Origin of the sequence: Rhizocola hellebori (assembly GCF_016862955.1) — a bacterium.
GTDB lineage: Bacteria > Actinomycetota > Actinomycetes > Mycobacteriales > Micromonosporaceae > Rhizocola > Rhizocola hellebori.
On record NZ_BONY01000040.1, the window covers coordinates 23,634 to 43,239 of the forward strand.

The window sequence follows — 19,606 nt, forward strand, 5'->3', positions numbered from 1 at the left end:
TCTGAAGCACATTCTGCGCTGGCCATCCATGATCGAATGCCGAAACAGCGAGATCGGGACGGCCTCCGGCCTAGGGCTCGGTGACGTCGTAGCGCAGTCCGCTGGATGCCTCGCCCATCCCGGCACGGCGACGGCGGGCCGTCCACAGGTGCGTTGAGCCATCCACCCAACGGGTCCGGTGTGCGCCGCGCAGGACCCGCGTCCCGGTGCGCCCCACCTCTTCCTCGCGGACAAGATAGCGGTCCAGCGCGGTCGGATTGAGCACCCGCCCGACCGGATGGACGGCGACCAGCTCGCCGTCCACGTGGCGTTGCAGCGCTGCGCGTTGCAACGCGACCGCGCGCCGGGCGGCGTCGATCTGCACTGGGAGGAAAGGGATCCAGTTGACCGGGACAGTGGTCTGCAGCCGGTAGCGCAGCGCCTCCGATTCCGCTGCGGGCGCGCCTTCGGGGGTGTCGGTGGCCCGTTCCCGGCCCGAGCGGGGCCGGCCCGTCCCGTCCTCGGTGGTGGTCTCCACCGCCCACACCAGGTTCGCCTGCTCGTCGCGGACGAACCGGACCTCCTCCAGCACCGGCCCGTCGACCGTGGCACGCAGGGCGCCGGGCGGCAGGACGAAATACTCGGCCAGCGAACCGGCCGCGGTGGTGGAGAACATCGTCCACCGCCGGGCGCCTTCGGCCGGGGCGGCGTCGGCGCGGCCGACCAGGGTGTAGCCGCCGAAGACGTCCTTGACGAGCAGCTGCGCCACCGACACCAGGCCGCCGACCTCGTGCCCGAACGGGATCACATACCAATCTGCGCCCTGCACCAACATGAAGTCCACGACCAGCAGCCGGGCCAGGTCCCGCCGGTCGGCGTCGACGCCGGACCAGTTGAACCGGGCGTCCTCGAAGTTCCACCAACGCGGGTCGGGCATGCCCGACAGCCGGATCGGCGTGGGCAGCAGGCTGGTGGTGGGGGCGGGTGGCAGGTCGCCGGTGGCCGGCTCGAGGGCGATCTCGTCGAAGGCGTACCAGTCGAAGTCGCCGTGCAGGCCCGGGCGGGCGTCGAAGGTGAGCTTGTGCCCGGCGGGCGCGGTGCCCGTCACCCGCAGCGCGTATTCCAGCCGGTCCGCCCGCCAGCCAGCCGGATCCGCGACCCCGATGGGCCCGAAGGTGGTCTGCGCCCAGCGGTCGAACCAGGCCGCCACTTCGCCGATCGCGGTGAGGTCGGTGCCGGCCGGAAGGGTCACGGCCGCCGGAAGGCCGGGCTGTGCGGCGCGGATGGCGGCCAGCGCGGCGATCCCGTCGCAGACCCGGCCCGCGCAGACGCGAAGCAGCGAAACGACTGCGGCGTCTCGGGCCTGCTGCGGGCTGAGCGAGGCGACCGGCGGCAGGGGATAGGCGGCGCGGAAGGCGGTGGCAACCGCTGGCGGCAACCGGCGTTCCAGTGCCTGCCCCAGCTCGACCGCTGTCCGCAGGTCCGGTGTCACCGGCTCGCGTTCGGCGACGACCTCCAGCGGTTCCTGCCCCGGAAATGGTTGCGGCGCACCATCTCCGGCCGCCCAGCCGTCGAGGCGGCCCGCGCGTACCGCGACCGAGACGAAAGCGGGCGATGCGGCGTCCTCTCCCTGGAACTCGCCGAACTGCCACTGCCGGGTCAGGAACCACAGCGGGTCGCGGACGGCGGCGGCGAGGCCTGGCAGCAGGCTTTCGCTGCGCGGGCTCGGTTCTACCCGGTTCCAGTAGGTGATGCTCGGCCGCAATGTCATGGGTTCACCTCGAAAGTCGAGTCGGCGACCAGCAGATCGGCGAACGAGGTCGACACCGCGTGGCCCGCGCTGTTGGCGGCCAGGAACGTCATCGGCACCACCTGTCCGAAAGCGCCAAGCTGGGAAAGGTCGAGGGCGCGGATCTGGGCCAGCCGCAAGGTGTCCAGCAGGGTCTGTTCCAGAGCGCTGTGGCTCCAGGCCGGCCGGGCGTCCGGTGCGACGGCGATGAGCACCGCCTGCGGCGCTTGCGCGCCCGGCGAGTCGAACTGCACGGCGATCCCGGTGTCCTCCTCGCGCGCCGGGATGATCTCCGGCCACTCCGCGAGCATCAGTCCGCACCACGCGCCGGCCTGCGGCGGCTCACCCAGCATGGCGAGGCTGACCAGACCCGAGCGGTGCCGCTGCGCCTCGGAGGCGAAAGGCAATGCGGCCCAAGGCGCGCCGGTCGCCGGGAGCTGGGCGATGCGGGGGCGGCCCATGACCCGGTCCAGCGCCCGGCCGTAGACAAGCAGGTCCTGCCACGCGTCGACGGCCGGCTGCACGCGGGCGACCTGGGCGAGCCAGGATTCGACAGTCCCGTCGGGGTCGTCGCCGAGGCCGGGCTCGGCGCCAAGCGGGTCGGCGGTCGCCGGATTGAAGGGGGCGATGATCGGCAGGCTGGTGCCAAAGACCGCGGCCAGAACCGCCGCCGGGGTGGCCGCAGCGCCCGCGGCGGCGAGACGCGCGTCGAGAATCCGTCCGGTGTCGGTGCTGTCGGTGGCCGTAAGCGCCTGCAGCACACCGAATGCGGCGGCCCGGTCGAATGCGGCCCGCTGCGCGGCGGCGTCAGCGCCCGCGTCCGACAGTGCCCGGCGCACGCCAGCTAGCACCGCGATGGCAGTCTCGGCCCTTCCAGCCAGTGGATCGGGCGCAGGCGTGGTGTTTGCCGTAACCGGGGCTGGCGGTTGCAGATCGGCGGGGGTGAGCGCGCGCCCGTGGCCGAGCACGCGGGCGGCGGCGGCAAGCAACTCGCAGGCGACCGCAAATGACACCGGCGCGGTGCCGGGGTCGTCGTAGTCGACCGTTGCCGGGCCGGTGCCGTCGGCCGCGCGGGCCACCCGCTGGTCCAGTTCGGTCTGAGCGCCGGTGGCCTGTGCCTCCTGCACGATGGCGAGCAGGTCGACCGGGCGCAACCCCAGATCGGCCAGGCTTACCCGCGACGGTGCCGCCCCGGCTCGGGTGACCGTGCAGGCCACCGAGTGCGGGTCGCCGAGCAGACGGCCAAGCCAGGCGTCGAGCTCAGGCGCGGCCGCCGCGCGCGGGGTGACCGGCACCACGGCCCACTCCGGTGCCGGGCCGCCGAACAGGATCGCGATCCGTTGGTGCAGCACGGTTCCGCTGCGCGGCGTGGTGACCACCTCGGGCTCGGGCGGCCGCTTGCCCTGGGCGAGACTGTCGAGGGTGGCCGCGGCCGCCGAAGGCGAGCCCTTGAGGATCTGGAACACCGACTCGGCGAGCAGAAGATCGCTCACGGCATCCACCATGTCGTCCAGCGCGGCCAGCTCGGCCTCGACCGCGGCCCGCTGCGGCAGCGACATGGCCAAGGACGGCTCGCCCGCCCAAGGTATCCGCGCCTCCTGCCACGCGTGCAGCAGCGCCAGACCGTCCACCACGTTGCGTGCGGCCACCTGGTCGGCGGGGGCGCCACTGTCGGCGGCCTTGTTCGCCACGGCCGGGTACAGGTTGCGGAAGGCGTCGATGTAGCGATCCAGCTCGACGCCGGGGTGACCTTCGTGCAGGCCACGTTCGAAGGAATAGCCGAGCACGGCCCCCAGCGGCTGTGTCTCGCGGACAGCGTCGAGGATCGCCAGCGCCGAGCGGACCCGGGCCGAGGAAAGGTCCACCGCATAGGGGCGGCGGGCCTCGCTGGTGCGGGCGACGTAGCCGCTGCGCAGCACGGCGGCCGCGGCGGCGTGCAGCATCGACGGCGCCTGCACGTAGCCGTCGGAGTCTGTCCGTGCCGCGACCGTCGACCCGTCGGGTGCGGTGACGTCGACGGTCGGGCCCGGCCGGTCGGGCCGCCAGTCCACCACCCATCCGTAGCAGCCCAGGTATGCGCCGGTCGCGGGATCTGCCGTGTCCGCAAGCGGTGTGCGCAGCGCGGCCAGGCGTCGGGTCGCGAGCCCGGTGACCCAGGCGTCGACGCGGTGCGAGCAGATGTCCAGCGTCTCGGTGAACAGGCGGTCGAGTTCGGCGCTCGGCAGGCCGACCAGATTGCCCACCGCCGCGCGGTAGTCGTCGAGCGGTTGCAGCCCGCTGCCGCGCGGCACAGATGGGTCGGCCAGATACTCGCCCAGCGGCCGGTTTTCCGTCACGTCGCTCAGGTTCAGGTCGAACCGTTCCCACGCTGTGCGCACTGTCGGCAGCTGCGCCGCGCCTGCCGGTGGGGGAAGGATGCCGACCAGTTCCGCCTCACGCGACTCGAACGGCAGCAGCTCACCGGCGTGCCCGAGCACCCGCCGCGCCGCGGCGTCGTATTCGGCCAGCAAAGCCTGACGCAGCATCAGGTACAGCAGCGCGGTGACCGGTTGCGGCGGCGCGTTCTGGTCGCGCAACATGGCCGGGGTCGCCGCCACGAGCCAGGCGACGTAATCGAAGTCGAGCGCTTGCGTCTGCGACAGCGGTGGCGGCGCCACGAGCGGGCCGCCGAAGTCGTGCGACTCGGCCAGGAAACTCAGGTAAAGCGCGCGCGGGTTGCGGCCGGTCTGGCCGAGGTCGGCGAGGATCTGCTGGCCGATGCTGTGCTGGGCGCGCTGCAGACCGTCGAGGTCCGCGCCGACGTAGCTGAGCAGATTCCACGTGGTGTCATAGCCGAAGCTGCGCCGGATACGGGCCGACCGGGCGCTGGCGTCCATGCCCAGCACCGCGATGAGGTCGGCGTCCGGGTCGCTGGTGCGCCCGACCCGGGGTGCGGCGAAGATGTTGTTCGCCGCGACCGAGGCCATCCGCGACAACAGCTCGGGCAGACCGGCCGGCACGTTCTCGGCGGGCCGCGCCACCCAGGCCGAATAGGCGCCCACCGGCAGCACCCCGTAGGGCACCGCACCGACGCGCAGCGCCGCGAGCGGGCCACGCGGGCGGACCCAGTCGGTGGCGAACCGGCGGATCGCCGCCGACGTTTCGGCGCTGAGGTCCGGGGTGAGCATCTGTTCGAGGTAGTAGCCGACGGTGGCCGGCCAGAGCGCGGCAAGCATTGCGGCGGCGGCGGTCTGCTCGTCGCGACCCGCGCCGGAGACGTGGTCGACCACCGTGGGGGACAGGCCCAGCGCGGCGGCCAGGCGGGCGCCGTCGGTGGCCGGCTTGGCGAGCCCCTCGCCACGGGCGATGGGGAAGCTGACCGCGCCGGCCGGGTCGGCGACGGGATAGGCGCTGGGCTCCTCGGTGGTGTTGTTGGTCGGCGTGCCCTGCGCGACGAAGGCCAGCCCCCGGCTGTACCGGTGCGCGGTCAGCAGATCGGCGAGCTGTGCGGCCTGGTCGGTTGCGGTCTCGGCGGCGCGGACTCCGTACACAAGAATGGTGGTGAATCCATCTTCGGCGTCGATCGCGTCGATGGGCATGCGCACCGCCATGCCGGCCGCTACCGCCTCGTCGAAGTCGTAGGCCCAGCGCAGTTCCGGTGGGATGGCCAGGCCGTCACCGGAGATGTCAACGCTTTCGTCGTCGTCGGTGTCGCCGGACAGGCGGGGGGTGAGGGCGAGACCTTCGCGCACCGGCTCGCTGACGGCCTGGCGGACCTTCTGCGATCCTCGGTAGGCCACCACCACCCAGCGTTCGGGCAACCCGCGGGCTTCGGGTGCGCGGTGCCAGTGGTCAGGGCGGGTGGCCATTTCGGTGAAGACCGGGTCACCGTCTGCATTGGACGGTGTGCTGGCATCGACGATCCAGGCTGCCCGCTCCGGCGTCGCCGCGGTGAGCAGGCTCGCCCAAGCGTTGCGCTCGCTGCCTTCCCGGCGCGCCCGCCGCCAATATTGCTGCCCGGCGGTGACTTCGGCGGCGGTCAGCAGCGGTTCGTGCGAGTCGGCCAGGATCGCGTCCGGGTAGACGCGCACCAGCAGCGTGCCCACCGCGTCCGGCTGGCCGGCGACCGGTCCCGAAACGAACCGCGTCTGCACCGCCACCGGCATCAGCACCACCGGAAAACGGGCGTCCAATCCGTCGATCGCGTCACCCGGTGTGGCCGCTGCAGCTGCCGACAGCCGGTCGCGCGCGGCCGCCTCATCGCGTCGAGCTCGTTGCAGAGCATGCATTTCCGACTGGTACGCAGGATCGGCGCGATCCAATCCCGCGAGACGTCCAGCGGCACGCCCAATGGCGTCATGCGCTGCCGCCCGCGCAGCACGCAGCTCGCCAGGGGTGGTCACGGCTCCTCCACAATCAGATCAGCGCCGTGAATGGCGACACGGAACGGCCGGCGCAACATGATCCACGCCTGGTCGGATCCGTTGGCGCCCCAGGTGATCGGCGGATCGGCGGACCCGGGCACGATCCCGGCGGCGTCCGGCAACGCGGCGGTCACGTCGACGTATCGCAGTGCTGCCAAGGCGTCGGCGTCCTCGGCAAGCTGCGCCCACGACACGTCGGCCCACGCGGTGGCCCGAGCGCCATAGGCACCGTCGTCTGCGTCGAGCCCGAACCGTGGGGCCGTCGGATGTTCGGCGAGCACGAAGAACCAGCCGAGCTGGGTGCCGTCGCCGCGCGCCATGGTGGTGGTCAGGTCGAAACCGAAGAATGCGATGTCGGGTTCGAGCCGCCCGGTGAACACGGGATATCTGGTGTCGGTGCCTAGCGTGCGCCGCCCGTCCGTGCCTTGCACCGCCGCCACCGCGCTGACGATCGTGTCCGGGAAACGCGATAGCAGCTCGCCCTTCACCAGCAACACCAACTCGCCTTCGGCCGGCGGCGGTACCCGGCCGGTGTTCGCGCCAAGCCTCTGCCACAACGGGATCGGGGTGATGTCCACCAGCGACTCGGGATCGGCGGCGATCCCCGCCGGGGTCAGCGCGCCGCTGGTGTCCCAGAACTGGCGGAAATAGGTGCCGCGCTGGTCGGTCGGGTATTCGTGGAACAGCAGTTCGCGTCCCATCTCGTGGCTAAGGCCAAGCAGGTAAGCCTCGATGAACCGCTGATTGGGGCACACCACGGTGACGGTGTCGGCCGGTATCCCACCCGCACCTGGCAGCAGCCAGTCGTGGCCCAGCTCGCGCAGCGGCGCGTACATCGGGGCGTCGAACTCGGGCGCCGCCATCACCTGTTCCAGCGGATCGCTTGCGGCCCAAGTGATCCAGGGCGCAAGCTGCAGCCGCCCGCGGATGCTGTCGGTGATGGTGCGCTCCGGGTGCAGCTGTTCGGTCAGGGTGGCCGCGACACTGGTCAGGTTCACCGGGCTGAGCACCGGCCCGGGGGCAGCCGCCGTGCCCGCCACCGCCGCCAACTCGATCGCCGCCTGCCCGAACAGCGCCCCCGTATGCAAAACGACCTGGCTGTCGGTGCTCACCGGCACAGGTGTCACACTCCCGCCAGGCACCCCCAGCACATGCCCGGCCACACCCGGCACCCACCCCACCGCCGGCACCGGATCAGTCCCCACCGGAGGCAACCAAGGCCCACCCGCCGGCCGAGCCGGCCGCACCGCCCCATGCCCCCCGCCGACCGGACCTCCCGGCAGCGCGCCACCGCCAGCCGGGCCGCCGTGCGGCTGGCCGTCGCCGGGCGGTGGGGCCGACCGCAACAGCATGCCGGGTAAGGCAAATCCGCCCGGAGGCGGCGCGAAAGTCGTCAGCGACGGGGCGCGGAAGGGCAATGCGGTGACCACCATGCCATCCGGGCGCAGCGGCACCGGCCGGGTCCGCAACTCACCATTGTTGAGCCGCGCCAGCAATCCCGCTGGGGCCGTTGCCGACGGCTCGCCCGCCCGGGGCGGCCTCAGGGCACCGGGCACAGCCGCGACCCCGATAAATCGCCCCAGCCGCCCAACGGGCACCCGCCCGACCGCGGGCCCGCCGCCTCCTGCCATCGGCGTGCCGGTGGCGATTGCGGCGGCGCGGCCGCCTGGTCTGATGGGGGCGGCTACGCGGGCGGCGCGGCGGGCGGCTGTGGCGACCGTGCGCTGGGCGCGGCGGATGCGGCCGTCCATTGCGCCGTCAGGGATCGGGCTCAGCCCGAGCCGCCGGGCGGTCGTCAAAGGGGCTGCCGCCGCGACGCCGGGCGACGCGGGCAGCAAGATTTGTGAGTGCACCGGGGCGGTGACCGTGAGCAGAGTTTCGGTGCCGAGGGCGGTGAGGTGGTTGTCGTAGAGTTTGCGCGCCGCCTCACGGGCCAGCTGTGCCCGGCGCAGCGTCTCGTTCGCCGCTATCACGCCGTCGACCTGCCGCCACGCCTCGGCCATCAGCTCCTGGTCGTGGCGGCGGACGACCTCCGCGCCCAGCCCGGCGATGGTCCGCAGGCGCGGGTCGGCGTTGAGTTCATGGAACCAGGCCGGTGTCGCCGCCGGGGCCGGGTCGAGCCGGTCGGCCGCCGCCTGCCAGCGGCCCCAAAGCGGCGGCGCGACAATCGGATCGGCGCCGGCGCTGATCGCGTCGGCCGGCTGGTTGAGCATCGCGGCCAGAGCCGGGACGAAAGCCTCGCGTTCGGTGTCGGCCCATGCCCCAACAGTGGCGGTCGGCGAGACCAGCGCACCGGTCAGCACCAGCGGTGTGCTCGCCGCCGGTGGCAGCGCGGGGTCGGGCGTGCTGACATCCAGCGGGGTCAGGCCGATGCGTGGTCCGGCCGGGCGGGCGGTGAGCCGACGGGCGAGTTGTTCGAAGTCGGCCTGCACGCCGGTCTGGAACGACCACCGGTAGTAGACGGGAAGCCGGATGCCGAGGTCGTCCGGGGCCCACGCCGCCGCGAGACCGTCCACTGTGTCCGCTATAGGTTCGCGCAGCCCGGCCAGCCTTCCCCGCTCGAAGGCCGGGACAAGCATTGCCGTGTAAGCAGTTTTTGGCAGCAGATGCCGCCCCGCGAGCAGCCGCGAGCGCTGCCGGTGCGCCGCGACCGAGGCCAGGGTCTCGCCTGCCGCCGGGGAGAACCCGTCGATGTGGGCGTGGGCCCACGCCCACGACTGGTCGAGCCGCGGCAGCGCATCGGCTGAAGCGATCGTCACGGCGGGCAGCCGCCCGTCGGCGCCGGCGTGTTCCTCGGCGGTGATCTCGTCGGCGGTTACCACCGCGAGGACGAGCCACGGCCGCAGCCGCCCCGCGGAATCGGCGACGGCAGGGGTGTAGCGCCAAGGCAGATCGGGGTCGGCGAACTCCACCAGCGGCAGCTCGTTGGGTTCGGCGTCAACCTCGCCCGGCCGCGGTGCCACCCGCAGGATCGCCCGTGGGTCAAGGGCGGCGATCTCGCCCGGCCCGGAAAGGGTAAGGGTCACCGGAACAGGGCGCGGGTCGCCGCCCGCGTCCACGGTGACGCTCACCGTGACCGCGGCGCGCGGCGCGGCGGCCGGATCGCCGTCCACGCGGGCGATGCTGCCGGCCAATCCGGCGCGAACCCAAGGCAGGAAGCCGTAGCCGGCGGCGGGCTGGGTCATCCGGAGGTCTCCGTCTCATAGGTCGGCACGACCTGCAGTCCGGCCGTGCCGCTGCCGCGCAGGGCGGCCAGGGCCGCGCCCCGCGTCATGGCGGTGGCGATGTCCGGGCGCGCGCCGAGAGTGTCGGTGGTGGCCACCGTGTAGGTCTCCGGGGCGAGCTTGACGCCACCGGTCCGGCCGTCGCGGCGGGCGAAGCGGGCCTGCGTCGCCGACGAAGCCCGCACGGCGGCCAGCTGGATGCCACGGTCGATCGTCACCGGGGGCAGGGACCGTACCCGCCAAGAACTGTCGATGATCTTTGTTTGGTACTCGAGGCTGGCCACCTTCGTCGCCGCCTCGGGCGCGACCGGGCCCGCGTCAACCCGCACTCCGGCTTGCATGAGCTCGAAGGAGTCTCGCGACAGCTGGTCGGTTTCGGAGAGCTTCTCGAAGTCGCCAGGCGTGAAGAAGTCGTTGACCGGCACGAAATCGGCCGGGCGGGTGCCGATCGCCACCGCGGTGACCGTGAAGCTCGCCGGGCCGCTGATTTCGTACTGGCCGAACAGTTCCAGGTTGCGCGCCAGCGGAAGCACCTTCTGCCGCAGCGTTGCCGCACTGCCCGGGTCGAGCAGCCGCCCGGCCGCACCGGTGCCCACGAATGAGACACCGCGGCGCACCGCATCGACGGCCCAGTTGTCGGGCAGCGCCAGCGCCTGCGCCAGCAGCCCCCACGGATCGGTGGCCGCCAGCTCGGGCACCAGCCAGTCCAACCCGAACGTGGCGTCGAACGGCACCGAGATGTCGAAGAAAAGCAGCGACAGGCTGGCCTTTCCCCATACGTGGAACGGGTTCGGCCCGGTCAGGGTGCCCTCCACGGTGACGCCGGCTATCCGGCGCGAGCCGCGGTTGAGGGTCACGCCGGCCGAGAAGTCGAACCGGAAACCGAAGGGGTGCAACACGATCAGCGTGTCGAAGCTGACCCAGCCGTGCACGTTGAAGCCGCCCCTGGCCGCATACAGCTCCGCCTTGGCCCCGAACTGGCGGGAGTTCGCGGTGACCGCGAGGTATCCCTCCAGCGTCACCCGCGGGTTGTCACCGGCGCCGAGCGCGACGGTGATCCGGCGCAGGGCCGGGAATCCCGGCGGCGGGGTGAAGTGGGGGTTGAAGCCACCGACGGCAAGGGCGAAGTCGGGATCGCTGCCATAGTTGAGCCGCATCGCGAGGTCGCCGCTGACGGCGAACCCGGCGACTTTCGAATCGTGCAGGGACGCGTCGACGGCGATCGTCTTCTTGGCTGGCTCGAAGATGCCGACGATGTCGACGTGCAGCTCCACGATCGGAGCCGACTCGTTGGGCAGCAGCGCGCGGGCGGTGCCGAGCAGGGCGACGGTCACCGGCGCCGGGACCTCGACCACGATCGCGAGCTCGAAGGTGATCAGCGTCGGGGTGCCCCAGCCGATGATGGCCGCCGGGCCGAACACATAGCGGCCCATGGCAATCGGGAAGATCGCGGTCAGCGCCGTGACGATGGTGTTGGCGTCGCGTACCGGGTCGGTGGGGAACAGGATTCGATCCACCCCGCCCTGCCGGATGCCGGCGAGCAGTGCCGTGGTGTCGAGCCTGCGGTTGAGAGCCGCGATGCCGCCGACCGCGTTGAGCGTGAAGCCGTAGCCGAGCTGGATGTGCGGAATGTCGGCGAATACCAGCAGCACGAACGAATACCCGGGTGAGGGCAGCGGCGCGCCGGCGGCGTCCTTGGTGTCCAGGACGCCGATCGCGCTGACGCCGATGTCGTACACCTCGAGCTGAAGGATGCCGACGTAGCGACCGGAAGCTTTGTCGTAGGAGATGAAACCGCCGCCACGCACCGGTCCGGCGTCGATGCCAAGGCCGAGCCCGGTGGGCCAGACCGGGGTGAGGTCGATCCCGGCCGGTCCCGCGTCGCCGTCGGCGAACGTCGCCGCGAGCTGGACGCCGACACGGTCGACCGCGTAGGACACCGGCCCGATGACGCCGGAGAAGGACAGCAGCGCCGCGATGCCAAGCTCCGGCGTGCCCGGCCCGGAGGTGAGCTTGACGGCGAGGTCGACCCGGTCGAAGCGCAACACCCCGAGGTCCAGGTGCGGGTAGATGGACACGGTGAAGCCCGCGCCGGCGATGAAGTCCAGCCCGGTTCGGCTCGACCAGGTGACGCCGAGCTGCAAGGGCACCCGCATCTCCTGCCCGCCGAGCGCGGAGCCCAGGAAGCCGTCGAGGTCGGCGGTGCTGAGCACGAAGGTGAGCCCGTCTACGACCGCGCCCGCGGTCACCTCGACCTCGCCCGCCTTTTCGATGACACCGAGCCTGATTTCGCCCGCGGCCAGTTCCAGCCGGGTCTTGCCAGGCTGGCCGAACAGCAGCGTCGGAGCGTCGGCCTGGTAGCGAAGCGACAGGCCCAGGCCCGCCGAGGGCAGCGGCTGACCGGACGCGAACGGGTACCGGGCAAAGGTTTCCCCCGGCCGGATCACCACGCCGAGCTGGTTGGCGAGGTCTGTGCCGGCGCGCAGGGCGAACTTCCAGCCGTCGCCGAGATCGACGGTCTCGGCGAGCCCGTTCGGGGCCATGATCTGCAGGATCATGCCGGGCGGCGCGTCGCCCTCGGCCGGCAGCCCGGCCAGCATGAACCCGACCTGTTCATAGCGCCCGTTTATCGGCAGGTCGAACAACGGAAGCGTGATGGCGTAACGGACCGGACCGGCCGGCGGCGCCAGCGCACCGGTCTGCAACGCGGTGGACAGCTGCTCGCCGATCAGGTCCAGCGACACCGGCACGCCGATGCCGTGCAGCAGCGGCATGAGCGCGGTGGCCAGCCGCCCGAAGGCGAAATCTGTTGTCCCCCAGCCATACAGGCGCTCGGGGATGAGCGACGGGTCGGACAGGATTGCCGGTATCTGATCCCAGTCGAAGCGCAAGCGGGTGTGGTCGGGGCGGCCGTTGGCCGACGGCACGTACTCGTAGGCGATGACGCCCAGCGCGTGCAGAGTCCCGTACATCCGGGGCGCCCACAGGCGAAGGTCCTCGGCGAGGACGAACTCGAACAGGCGGCGGCCGATCTCGCCCAGGAACGCCTGCGCGTCAACACCTTGGGGCGCCTCGGTGAGCCCGGCGACCGCGCGGTAGACGTCGCCGACCTTGCCGATCACGGCGAGCAGGTCGCTCGCCTGCGGCTGCGCGGGCATCGCCGAGATGGCGTCGGCGGCTGCCGCGACCTTGTCGGCGACCGCCGAATACTGTGGCGGCAGACCGTCGACCTCCCAGCCGAGCTGGAACATCAGCTGTTTGAACGACTCGGAGTCGGAGAAGGCATTCGCCAGCGGTTGCACCGCCCGTACCAGATGGACGGCCAGCGCGTGCAAAGTGCCCTGCGTCTGGCTCATTGCGGGTAGTCCCAATAGAACTCGTCATCGATGACGCCGTGCGCGTGTGGGTCGATCTCGTCGACCAGCGCGTAGCGGCAGACGCTGCAGAACGGGGTGATGGACCGCTTCTTCGAAGCCGCGTCGAAGGTGGTTGTCTCGTTCATCATGCACTGGCCCGTCGGGTGGTAGACGCCGCAGTTGAGCACATGACCGCCCTCGTAGAGGCCGACGAGCCGGTAGGACAGCTTCGGCCGGGCCGGTCGCGTGCCGGGCGCGAAGTTGCTGGCCGGTGTCGGGGTCTTCGGCTCGGCGCCGCAGGCGCGGTTGTGGGCGGCATCCGCCTCGGCGTTGAGCGGGTTGTGCGTGTCGTTGATCCGGTCGAACACCACCTTGTGCATCAGCTCCAGGTCGTCGCCGAGTTGGTCGTTCTGCAGATCGGGGTCGGGCCCGCGTACGGGCGCCACCACCAGGTCGCCGCCGCCGAAGTCGGTGGGGTCCAATTGCGAGCCCGCGACAAGCACCACGGTGAGCTGGTCACCTTGCACGTCAACGACCCGCAGCCGATCGGAGTACTTCGGTTTGGGGGTCAGATGTGGCTTGCGTAGTTTGACGATGTCCACCTCCGGATCGGCGAACGCCTTGCCGTGCCCTTTGGCCATGGTGAGCAGAAACCTGTCGGTGGAGCCGGGCACCGGGCGCACCGCGGACTCGTCGTCGGAGGGGTCGGCGAGCACCCCGGCCTGGTGCAGGCGCGGCCATCGCCACTTCACGTCCTTGGGTACCAGTTGCTGCGAAGCGTTTTCCAGAGCCGCGCGTTCCTGGACGTTGTTGGAGGCCTTGACATCCTTGAGGTCCTTGGCGCTCAGGACGCCGACCCTGCCGCCGTATTCGTCGTCGAGGGTGAACGGGTGCGCCAGCTCGTGCGCTATCGTCCCCCACGCTCCCAGCCCGACGTCCTTGGGTACAGGGTCGGGCACCAGGTCGCAGCCATTGCCGTCGGTGCGTTCGTCGTAGTCGACGGTAGACAGGTCGTCGAGCGTGATGCACAGATAGCGCGCGGTCGTGCCGGTGGTGCCCCGGATGACGTTGGCGCCCGCGTTCCGGTTCGTCCGGCACAGCAGCACGATCATGGCCTCGTCCTTGCCGCCCTCTGCCCACGGCGACATCTCCTCGTCACTGAGCGGCGTGCCCTTGTCGTCGCGTAGGTGAAGCAGGAACTTGTCGAGGTCGTCGTCGTGCAGCCGCAGCGGGTGCGCCGAGATGTCGATCGACGGCATGCTCGCGCGGTCGATGCGGGGCCGGTACCCGATGGCGATGTGGAAGGCGGTGTTGCGTTCGTTGACGAGGGTCCGGTCGTTGCGGCTCAGCCAGGTGTCGTAGCTGTCGGCTGTGCGGGCCTCGGTCGGCACCGGTCCGTAAAGCGTCTGCCAGTTGTGGACACGTCCCGAGGCGTCGGTGCCGGCCGGGCTGCCCGGCGGGTCGTGACGCAAATTCGGCGGCCCGACCGTGAAGATCAGCTCCGGGAGGCCGAGGCTGTCCGGTAAAGGCGTTGCGGGTGGCCGCGGCAGCTCCAGATTGCGGCCACGCCGGTGCCCGCTGACCATCTCCCTCGGGTAGACCTCGGAAAGGAAGGTGCAGCCCTTCTCCGGCGAGGGCACCCACGCGGAGAAGAAGTTGAACTTGTGGGCGAGCAAGTCGAACGGCCGGGTATGCGGGTTGGTGGTCAGCGTAGTGATGATCTTGCTGACGTACTCGTCGAACAGCTTCCTGTCCGCGCCGCCCGCATCGTCGACGAACCCCTCCGGCAGGAACAGCACGTTGTGCATGTCGTCGCGGAACATGGAGGCGAAGCCGCCGTTGCCCTTGATGAACTTGAGGTTCACGCCGGTGTCCCAGCTCGGCGCGCCGCGCACCATCGCCGACGCCAGCGGATTGCCGAGGTTGTAGAAGACCTCAACCTTCACCTGCGCGTCGGGGTCGCCCTCATTGGTGATGTCACCGGTCACCGGATCGACATGGATGACCGACGGCGAGTCGCCCTCACGCGGCCCCCACTGCAGCACGGGGTCGTTCGTGCTGATGTGGCGGACAAAGTCGAGCTCACCGGAGGTCGGCGCGTTCAGCGGCGACCAGTTGGAGATGTCCCCGACCACCGCGTCGTCGAAGCGGGCCAGCACGGAGAACCGCATGTTCTTCGCGTTCTGCCGCACCGTCAGCGACGAGGGCGACAACCAAAGGAAGCTGGTCGAGGCGTGCACGTAGATGCGCAGGTAGGAGGTGGCGGTGCCGCCGTCGCGGGTCGCGGTCGCGGTGACGATGAAGGTGCGCAAGCGCGGCTCGGGCGCGGTCTCCCAGCCTTGCAGGACGGTGACTTCGCCGCTGTCGGGGTCCACTTTGATGCCATGCGCGTTCGGTGCGCCGGTGAAGCCCGCGGTGAACTTGATGGTGTAACCATTTGCGGGCTCGGCCCGGCTCGCCTGGAACTCGCCGTCGTCGGAGTCGGTCACGTAAAGCAACTCGTCGAGCCGTGGCGAAATCATGCCGGGCATGAGATGGATGTCCCGGGCACCCCATTCGGTCCACCTCGAGTGCGTGACGGCCACGTTGGACACTCCCAAAGTCGACAATCGTTCACCGACGATATCGCCGTGGGCGTGATCCTGATCTGACGGATGACCGACTGACGGGAGTGGCCGTTGCGCTGGGGCCCGGCCACTCCCGCCACCGGACTCAGGACGAATAGATCTCGCATTCCGAGATCTGCCCAGCTGGCCAGCCGCTGTTGGAGGTGATGGTGCTGCGCAGGTAGCGCACGGTCACCGGCGGGAAGGTGATGGTCACCGTGTTTCCGGTCGCCGGATCGAAGGTGTAGGTGGCTGCGGCTTTGACCGTGAAGAAGCTGATCCCGTCGAGGCTGCCCGTGATGGCGATGGTCTGGGTACGGGTCGCCCAGGCGCTTGACGGCGGCAGCTTGAAGACGATTCGGCTGATGCTCTGCGCCGAACCCAGGTCGACCTGAACCCATTGCGGGAAGGCGTTGTTCACGCTTTCCCAATAGGTGCTGGCATTGCCGTCCACGGCGTTGGCCGACACATAGTTCTGGGTGTTGGACGACTGGCTGGTAGGCCGGTTGAGGGCGAGGTTGGCGTTGGCGATTGGCGTGCCGGTGCCCGACAGCGCGACCGTCAGCGTGGGATTGGACGCATTGCTGGTGATCGTCACTGAGCCGGTCCGGGTGCCGGTGGCGTTGGGGCGGAAGACGACGCTGACGACACAACTCGCCGCGGGCGCGATCGTCCCGCAGTTGTTGGTCTGCGAATAATCCCCGCTCGTGCTCACGGCCGAGACGCTCGCCGCGATCGTGCCGGTGTTGGTCACCGTCACCGACTGCGCCGAGCTGGCCGCGCCGACGGTGGTGGCCGGGAAGGACAGGCTGCTAGGGCTGGCGGAAAGGCTCGCCGAGCCGGTCGCCGTGCCCGTCCCCGACAGCGCGACGGTCAGCGTGGGATTGGTCGCGTTGCTGGCCACGGTCAGCGTTCCGGTGCGGGCGCCGCTGGCAGCCGGGTGGAAGGTGACGATGGCGGTGCAGTTGGCCCCGGCGGCCAGGGAAGCGCCACAACCGGTGGTCATGGTGAAGTCGCCGGTTACGGTCAGCGAGGACAGGATGGCCGCGCCCGACCCGGTGTTGGTCAGCGTAACGGCTTGCCATTCGCTGTTGGCGTTGACCGGCGTTGGTTCGAAGGCAAGCGAAGCCGGGCTCACCGCCAGCGTTGCCGGGCCGTTGCCGGCGCCGCTGGCGTAAACCTCCAAAGCAGACACCTGACCTGCTGGCCATCCGGTGTTCGCGGTGACATTTATTCGCAGGTACCGGACATTGGTTGCCGGGAAGGTGATGTTCACCGTGTTGGCGGTGGCCGGGTTGAAGACATAACCGGCCGAGGCGACAACGGTCGAGAAGCTCGCTCCGTCAAGGCTGCCCTGCACCGACAGGGTCTGGGTGCGGGTGGCCCAAGCGGTCTGCGGGGGCAGCTTCAGCGTCACCTTGCCCACGCTGGTGGCCGCGCCCAGATCGACCTGAACCCATTGCGGGAAGGCGTTATTGGCGCTCTCCCAATAGGAGTTGGCGTCCGGGTCGGTAGCATTGCCCGACGGGTAGCCGCCTTGCGACGACGATGCCGAAGTGGGTCGGCCGGCCGCGATGTTGACTGTTCCTGCCCCGGTGACCCCGGTTCCGGTGAGCTGCACCGCGATCGCGCCCTGGCCATCGTCACCGGTGATGGAGTAGACCGCCGACTGTGGGCCCTCGGCAGCCGGGGTGAAGGTGACCGTCTGGTGGATGATGTCACCCGGCGACAGTTGCTGCCCTTCGGAAACCGGTGTGGTGGTGTTGAAAGCGCCGACCGGGGGAGCGGCCTTGGTCAGGGTCAGGGTGATGTTGCCGGTGTTGGCGATGTCAAAGGTGTGCGTCGCGGTCTGCCCGACCGGCACCGCACCGAAAGCCACCGGATTCGGGATGATGGTCAGGTGCGCCGAGCCGGTGACCGCCGTGCCCGTGATCGGCACGGTGACCGAGCCCGCGTTGCTGGCCACGGAAAGCGAACCGGTCTGGGTGCCCGCGACCGTGGGCCGATAGGTCACCGAGACCGCGACCGAGGCGCCCGCCGCGATGGTGGAACCGTTGGCAGGAAAGCCAGTGGCGGTAAACGGCGCGGCCGGCGCGGTCGACCCGGTGATGGTCACTGCCGAGGTGCCCGTGTTGACGATGCTCACACTGATGGTCTTATTGGCTCCGGTGGGGACAGTGCCGAAGGAAAGCGAAGACGGAGTGGCGCCCAGTCCCGCCCTGGTTCCGTTGCCGTGCAGGTCGAAAGCGACAGTGCCGCTATTCGTGGTGGCGAACGAAAGGCTGTTCGCGGCGCCGCCGGTGGCCGTGGGAGTGAACCTGACCGGCACCGCAAGGGTCTGCCCGGTGGTGAGGGTGACCGGCAGCGCGGGCGGGGTGACCCCAAACGGGGCGGCCGTCGTGATCGCCGTGATGGTCACCGCACGGGTGGCGGTCACGGTGACGGTCGCGTTGCCGGTGCTGCCCACCGCCACGTTGCCGAAGTCGGTCGGCGAGCTGGTCAGCGCCGCGGTGGTGGGCCGGCCGAAGCCGTAGATCCTCCCGTCGCGGGTGCCGACGTAAACCCGGCCGCCGTCGGTGGCGGGGGTGGCGAATTTGGTGGCCGTCCCGATCGGCGCGGAGTAGCGAAGGTTGAGCCGCCCGCTGACGGGCAGGGCGTCGTAGGCACGCAACTGACCGTTGGCGCCGTTGGACCCGTCGCTGTAGACGACCCAGACGATGGCCGAGCCGGAGGTTGTCCCGGTTGAGGTGACGACCGGCGAGCCTGACGTGTAACCGAAGGTGGACGAGCTGGTCCCGGCCGAGGTGAGCACGGGAAGACCGCTGCCGTCGACCCCGTACCGCAGCGCCCTCAAAAATCCTTGATTCTCCACGTTGTACACGTATCCGCCGTCGCCACCCCAGAAGGCCGGGTGCCCCCACACCCCGTTGTACGGCCCGGCCGGAGGCCCGACCGAAGCGTCTGTGCCGCCGGGGCCTTGCGCGTTGCCGCCCAGGTTGTCGCGGTCGAGAAGGTAGACCCGGCCGTCCTTGCCGGTCTGCACGAGCAGGCGCGGATGGGCCGGGGTGCCGAAACCGGCCGGCAGCGCCATCGGGCCGCCGGACCCGAAGTCGGTGTCGTCCTGGTCGAGCCGGCTGTTGTTCCAGGGGCTGAAGAAGTCTCGTGCGGTCAGCGAGCCGTCGCCGTTGACCTGCAACCGGATCACCGACTCGGCCAGCGTGCCGGGCGGGCTGGCGCCCGGACCGGGCGCGGGCGAGACGCCGTTGCCAGTCGCCACAATGATGCGGCCGGGGCCATCGGAGACCAGGCCGCCACCGGATTGCCAGATGCCCGCCATGCCATTTGATCGACCAGCCTCGGTGGACCAGAGCGTCGTCATCGTCGGTGTGGTGGTTCTGACTCCAGCGACGTACCCCACATAGGGGCCGTAGTCGCAATGGCTGGCGAATCCCGCATAGACCACCCCGTCGAGCAGCAGCAGACCAGGGCGCTGAGCGGCGGTCTTGGCGTTGAAGGTGTTGCCCGGATCGTTGCTGGGCGACCCTTGGATGGTCACCGGCCAGCCCGCGCGTTCCACCCCGGTGGCCGGGTTGATGGAGTGCATGTAGAAGTGTGGATGCGACGTGTCCGGGCCGTCGTTGACTTTGGCGGTGAAGAAGACCGCGTTGGTGGCCGGGTCGTAGACCGGAGTGCTGGTGATGCCGATGTTGGGAACCAGGTCGCCGCAGCCGATTGCCGATGCCGGCCAGGCCGGGCCGACGCTGCGCGACCAGGTGACGGCGCCGGTGGCAGCGTTCATGCCGTAGATCCAGTTGTTCTCGGTGGCCGCGATGACCGTGCCGGCCACCACGATCGGCTGGGCATAGACCTGGCCGTCCACATTGGTGGCGAACAGCTGGCCGAAGTCCGATGCAGACACCGCCGACGGCGCGAGGCCGGGCTCGTTCTGGTCCCAGCCGGTGCGGAAGGTATCCACCGAGACCGTTGTCTCATCGGCGGCGGCGACGCCGGGCAAGGCTACGGCCGCGGCCAGGAGCAGCGCCCCCGGAAGCAAGCCCGCGACCAGGCGGCGTAAGCGAAATCTGCGACGCATGACCAACTCCAGGGGTGACGAGGGCCGTCCGACCTAACTGGAGCGAACCGTAACTTGATGGATATGATCCCGCAAGATAGCGATCGAATATTGAAATTTTTGACGCAGACTCCATTAAAAAATCTTGCAGGCGCAGGGCAGCCAACCCCACTGAAG

Annotated in this window: 6 protein-coding genes; all 6 read right to left on the bottom strand. The window is 70.3% G+C overall.

Going from position 1 to position 19,606, the window contains the following annotated elements; all coding sequences use genetic code 11:
- Nucleotides 1-70 precede the first annotated feature (70 nt).
- The 6 genes from Rhe02_RS28850 to Rhe02_RS28875 all read right to left on the bottom strand — a co-directional run bounded on the left by Rhe02_RS28850 (nt 71) and on the right by Rhe02_RS28875 (nt 19,450).
- Nucleotides 71-1,750 carry a hypothetical protein gene (locus Rhe02_RS28850; RefSeq protein WP_203911536.1) on the bottom strand — a complete coding sequence of 560 codons (1,680 nt, stop codon included), beginning with the start codon at nt 1,748-1,750 and terminating at the stop codon, nt 71-73.
- Nucleotides 1,747-6,150: a hypothetical protein gene (locus Rhe02_RS28855; RefSeq protein ID WP_203911537.1), complete on the bottom strand. Its 4,404-nt coding sequence runs from the start codon at nt 6,148-6,150 to the stop codon at nt 1,747-1,749. Before Rhe02_RS28855 ends, Rhe02_RS28850 begins: the two co-directional genes overlap by 4 nt.
- Nucleotides 6,147-9,356, bottom strand: a complete 3,210-nt coding sequence (locus tag Rhe02_RS28860; protein WP_203911538.1) for a thioesterase domain-containing protein — start codon at nt 9,354-9,356, stop codon at nt 6,147-6,149. The genes Rhe02_RS28855 and Rhe02_RS28860 overlap by 4 nt, the downstream gene beginning before the upstream one ends.
- On the bottom strand, nt 9,353-12,751 hold the full coding sequence (locus tag Rhe02_RS28865; protein ID WP_203911539.1) for a DUF6603 domain-containing protein: 3,399 nt from the start codon (nt 12,749-12,751) through the stop codon (nt 9,353-9,355). The genes Rhe02_RS28860 and Rhe02_RS28865 overlap by 4 nt, the downstream gene beginning before the upstream one ends.
- Complete coding sequence (locus Rhe02_RS28870) at nt 12,748-15,273, bottom strand: M64 family metallopeptidase (RefSeq protein WP_203911540.1); 2,526 nt, start codon at nt 15,271-15,273, stop codon at nt 12,748-12,750. The genes Rhe02_RS28865 and Rhe02_RS28870 overlap by 4 nt, the downstream gene beginning before the upstream one ends.
- Nucleotides 15,274-15,463: 190 nt before the next feature.
- A complete protein-coding gene (locus Rhe02_RS28875; protein WP_203911541.1) occupies nt 15,464-19,450 on the bottom strand; it encodes a choice-of-anchor D domain-containing protein in 3,987 nt (1,328 codons plus the stop codon).
- Nucleotides 19,451-19,606 lie beyond the last annotated feature (156 nt).

Coding starts and splice junctions, on each gene's coding strand:
- Rhe02_RS28850 (WP_203911536.1), bottom strand. CDS start 1,750: ATGACATTGCGGCCGAGCATCACCTACTGGAACCGGGTAGAACCGAGC.
- Rhe02_RS28875 (WP_203911541.1), bottom strand. CDS start 19,450: ATGCGTCGCAGATTTCGCTTACGCCGCCTGGTCGCGGGCTTGCTTCCG.
- Rhe02_RS28870 (WP_203911540.1), bottom strand. CDS start 15,273: ATGATTTCGCCACGGCTCGACGAGTTGCTTTACGTGACCGACTCCGAC.
- Rhe02_RS28865 (WP_203911539.1), bottom strand. CDS start 12,751: ATGAGCCAGACGCAGGGCACTTTGCACGCGCTGGCCGTCCATCTGGTA.
- Rhe02_RS28860 (WP_203911538.1), bottom strand. CDS start 9,356: ATGACCCAGCCCGCCGCCGGCTACGGCTTCCTGCCTTGGGTTCGCGCC.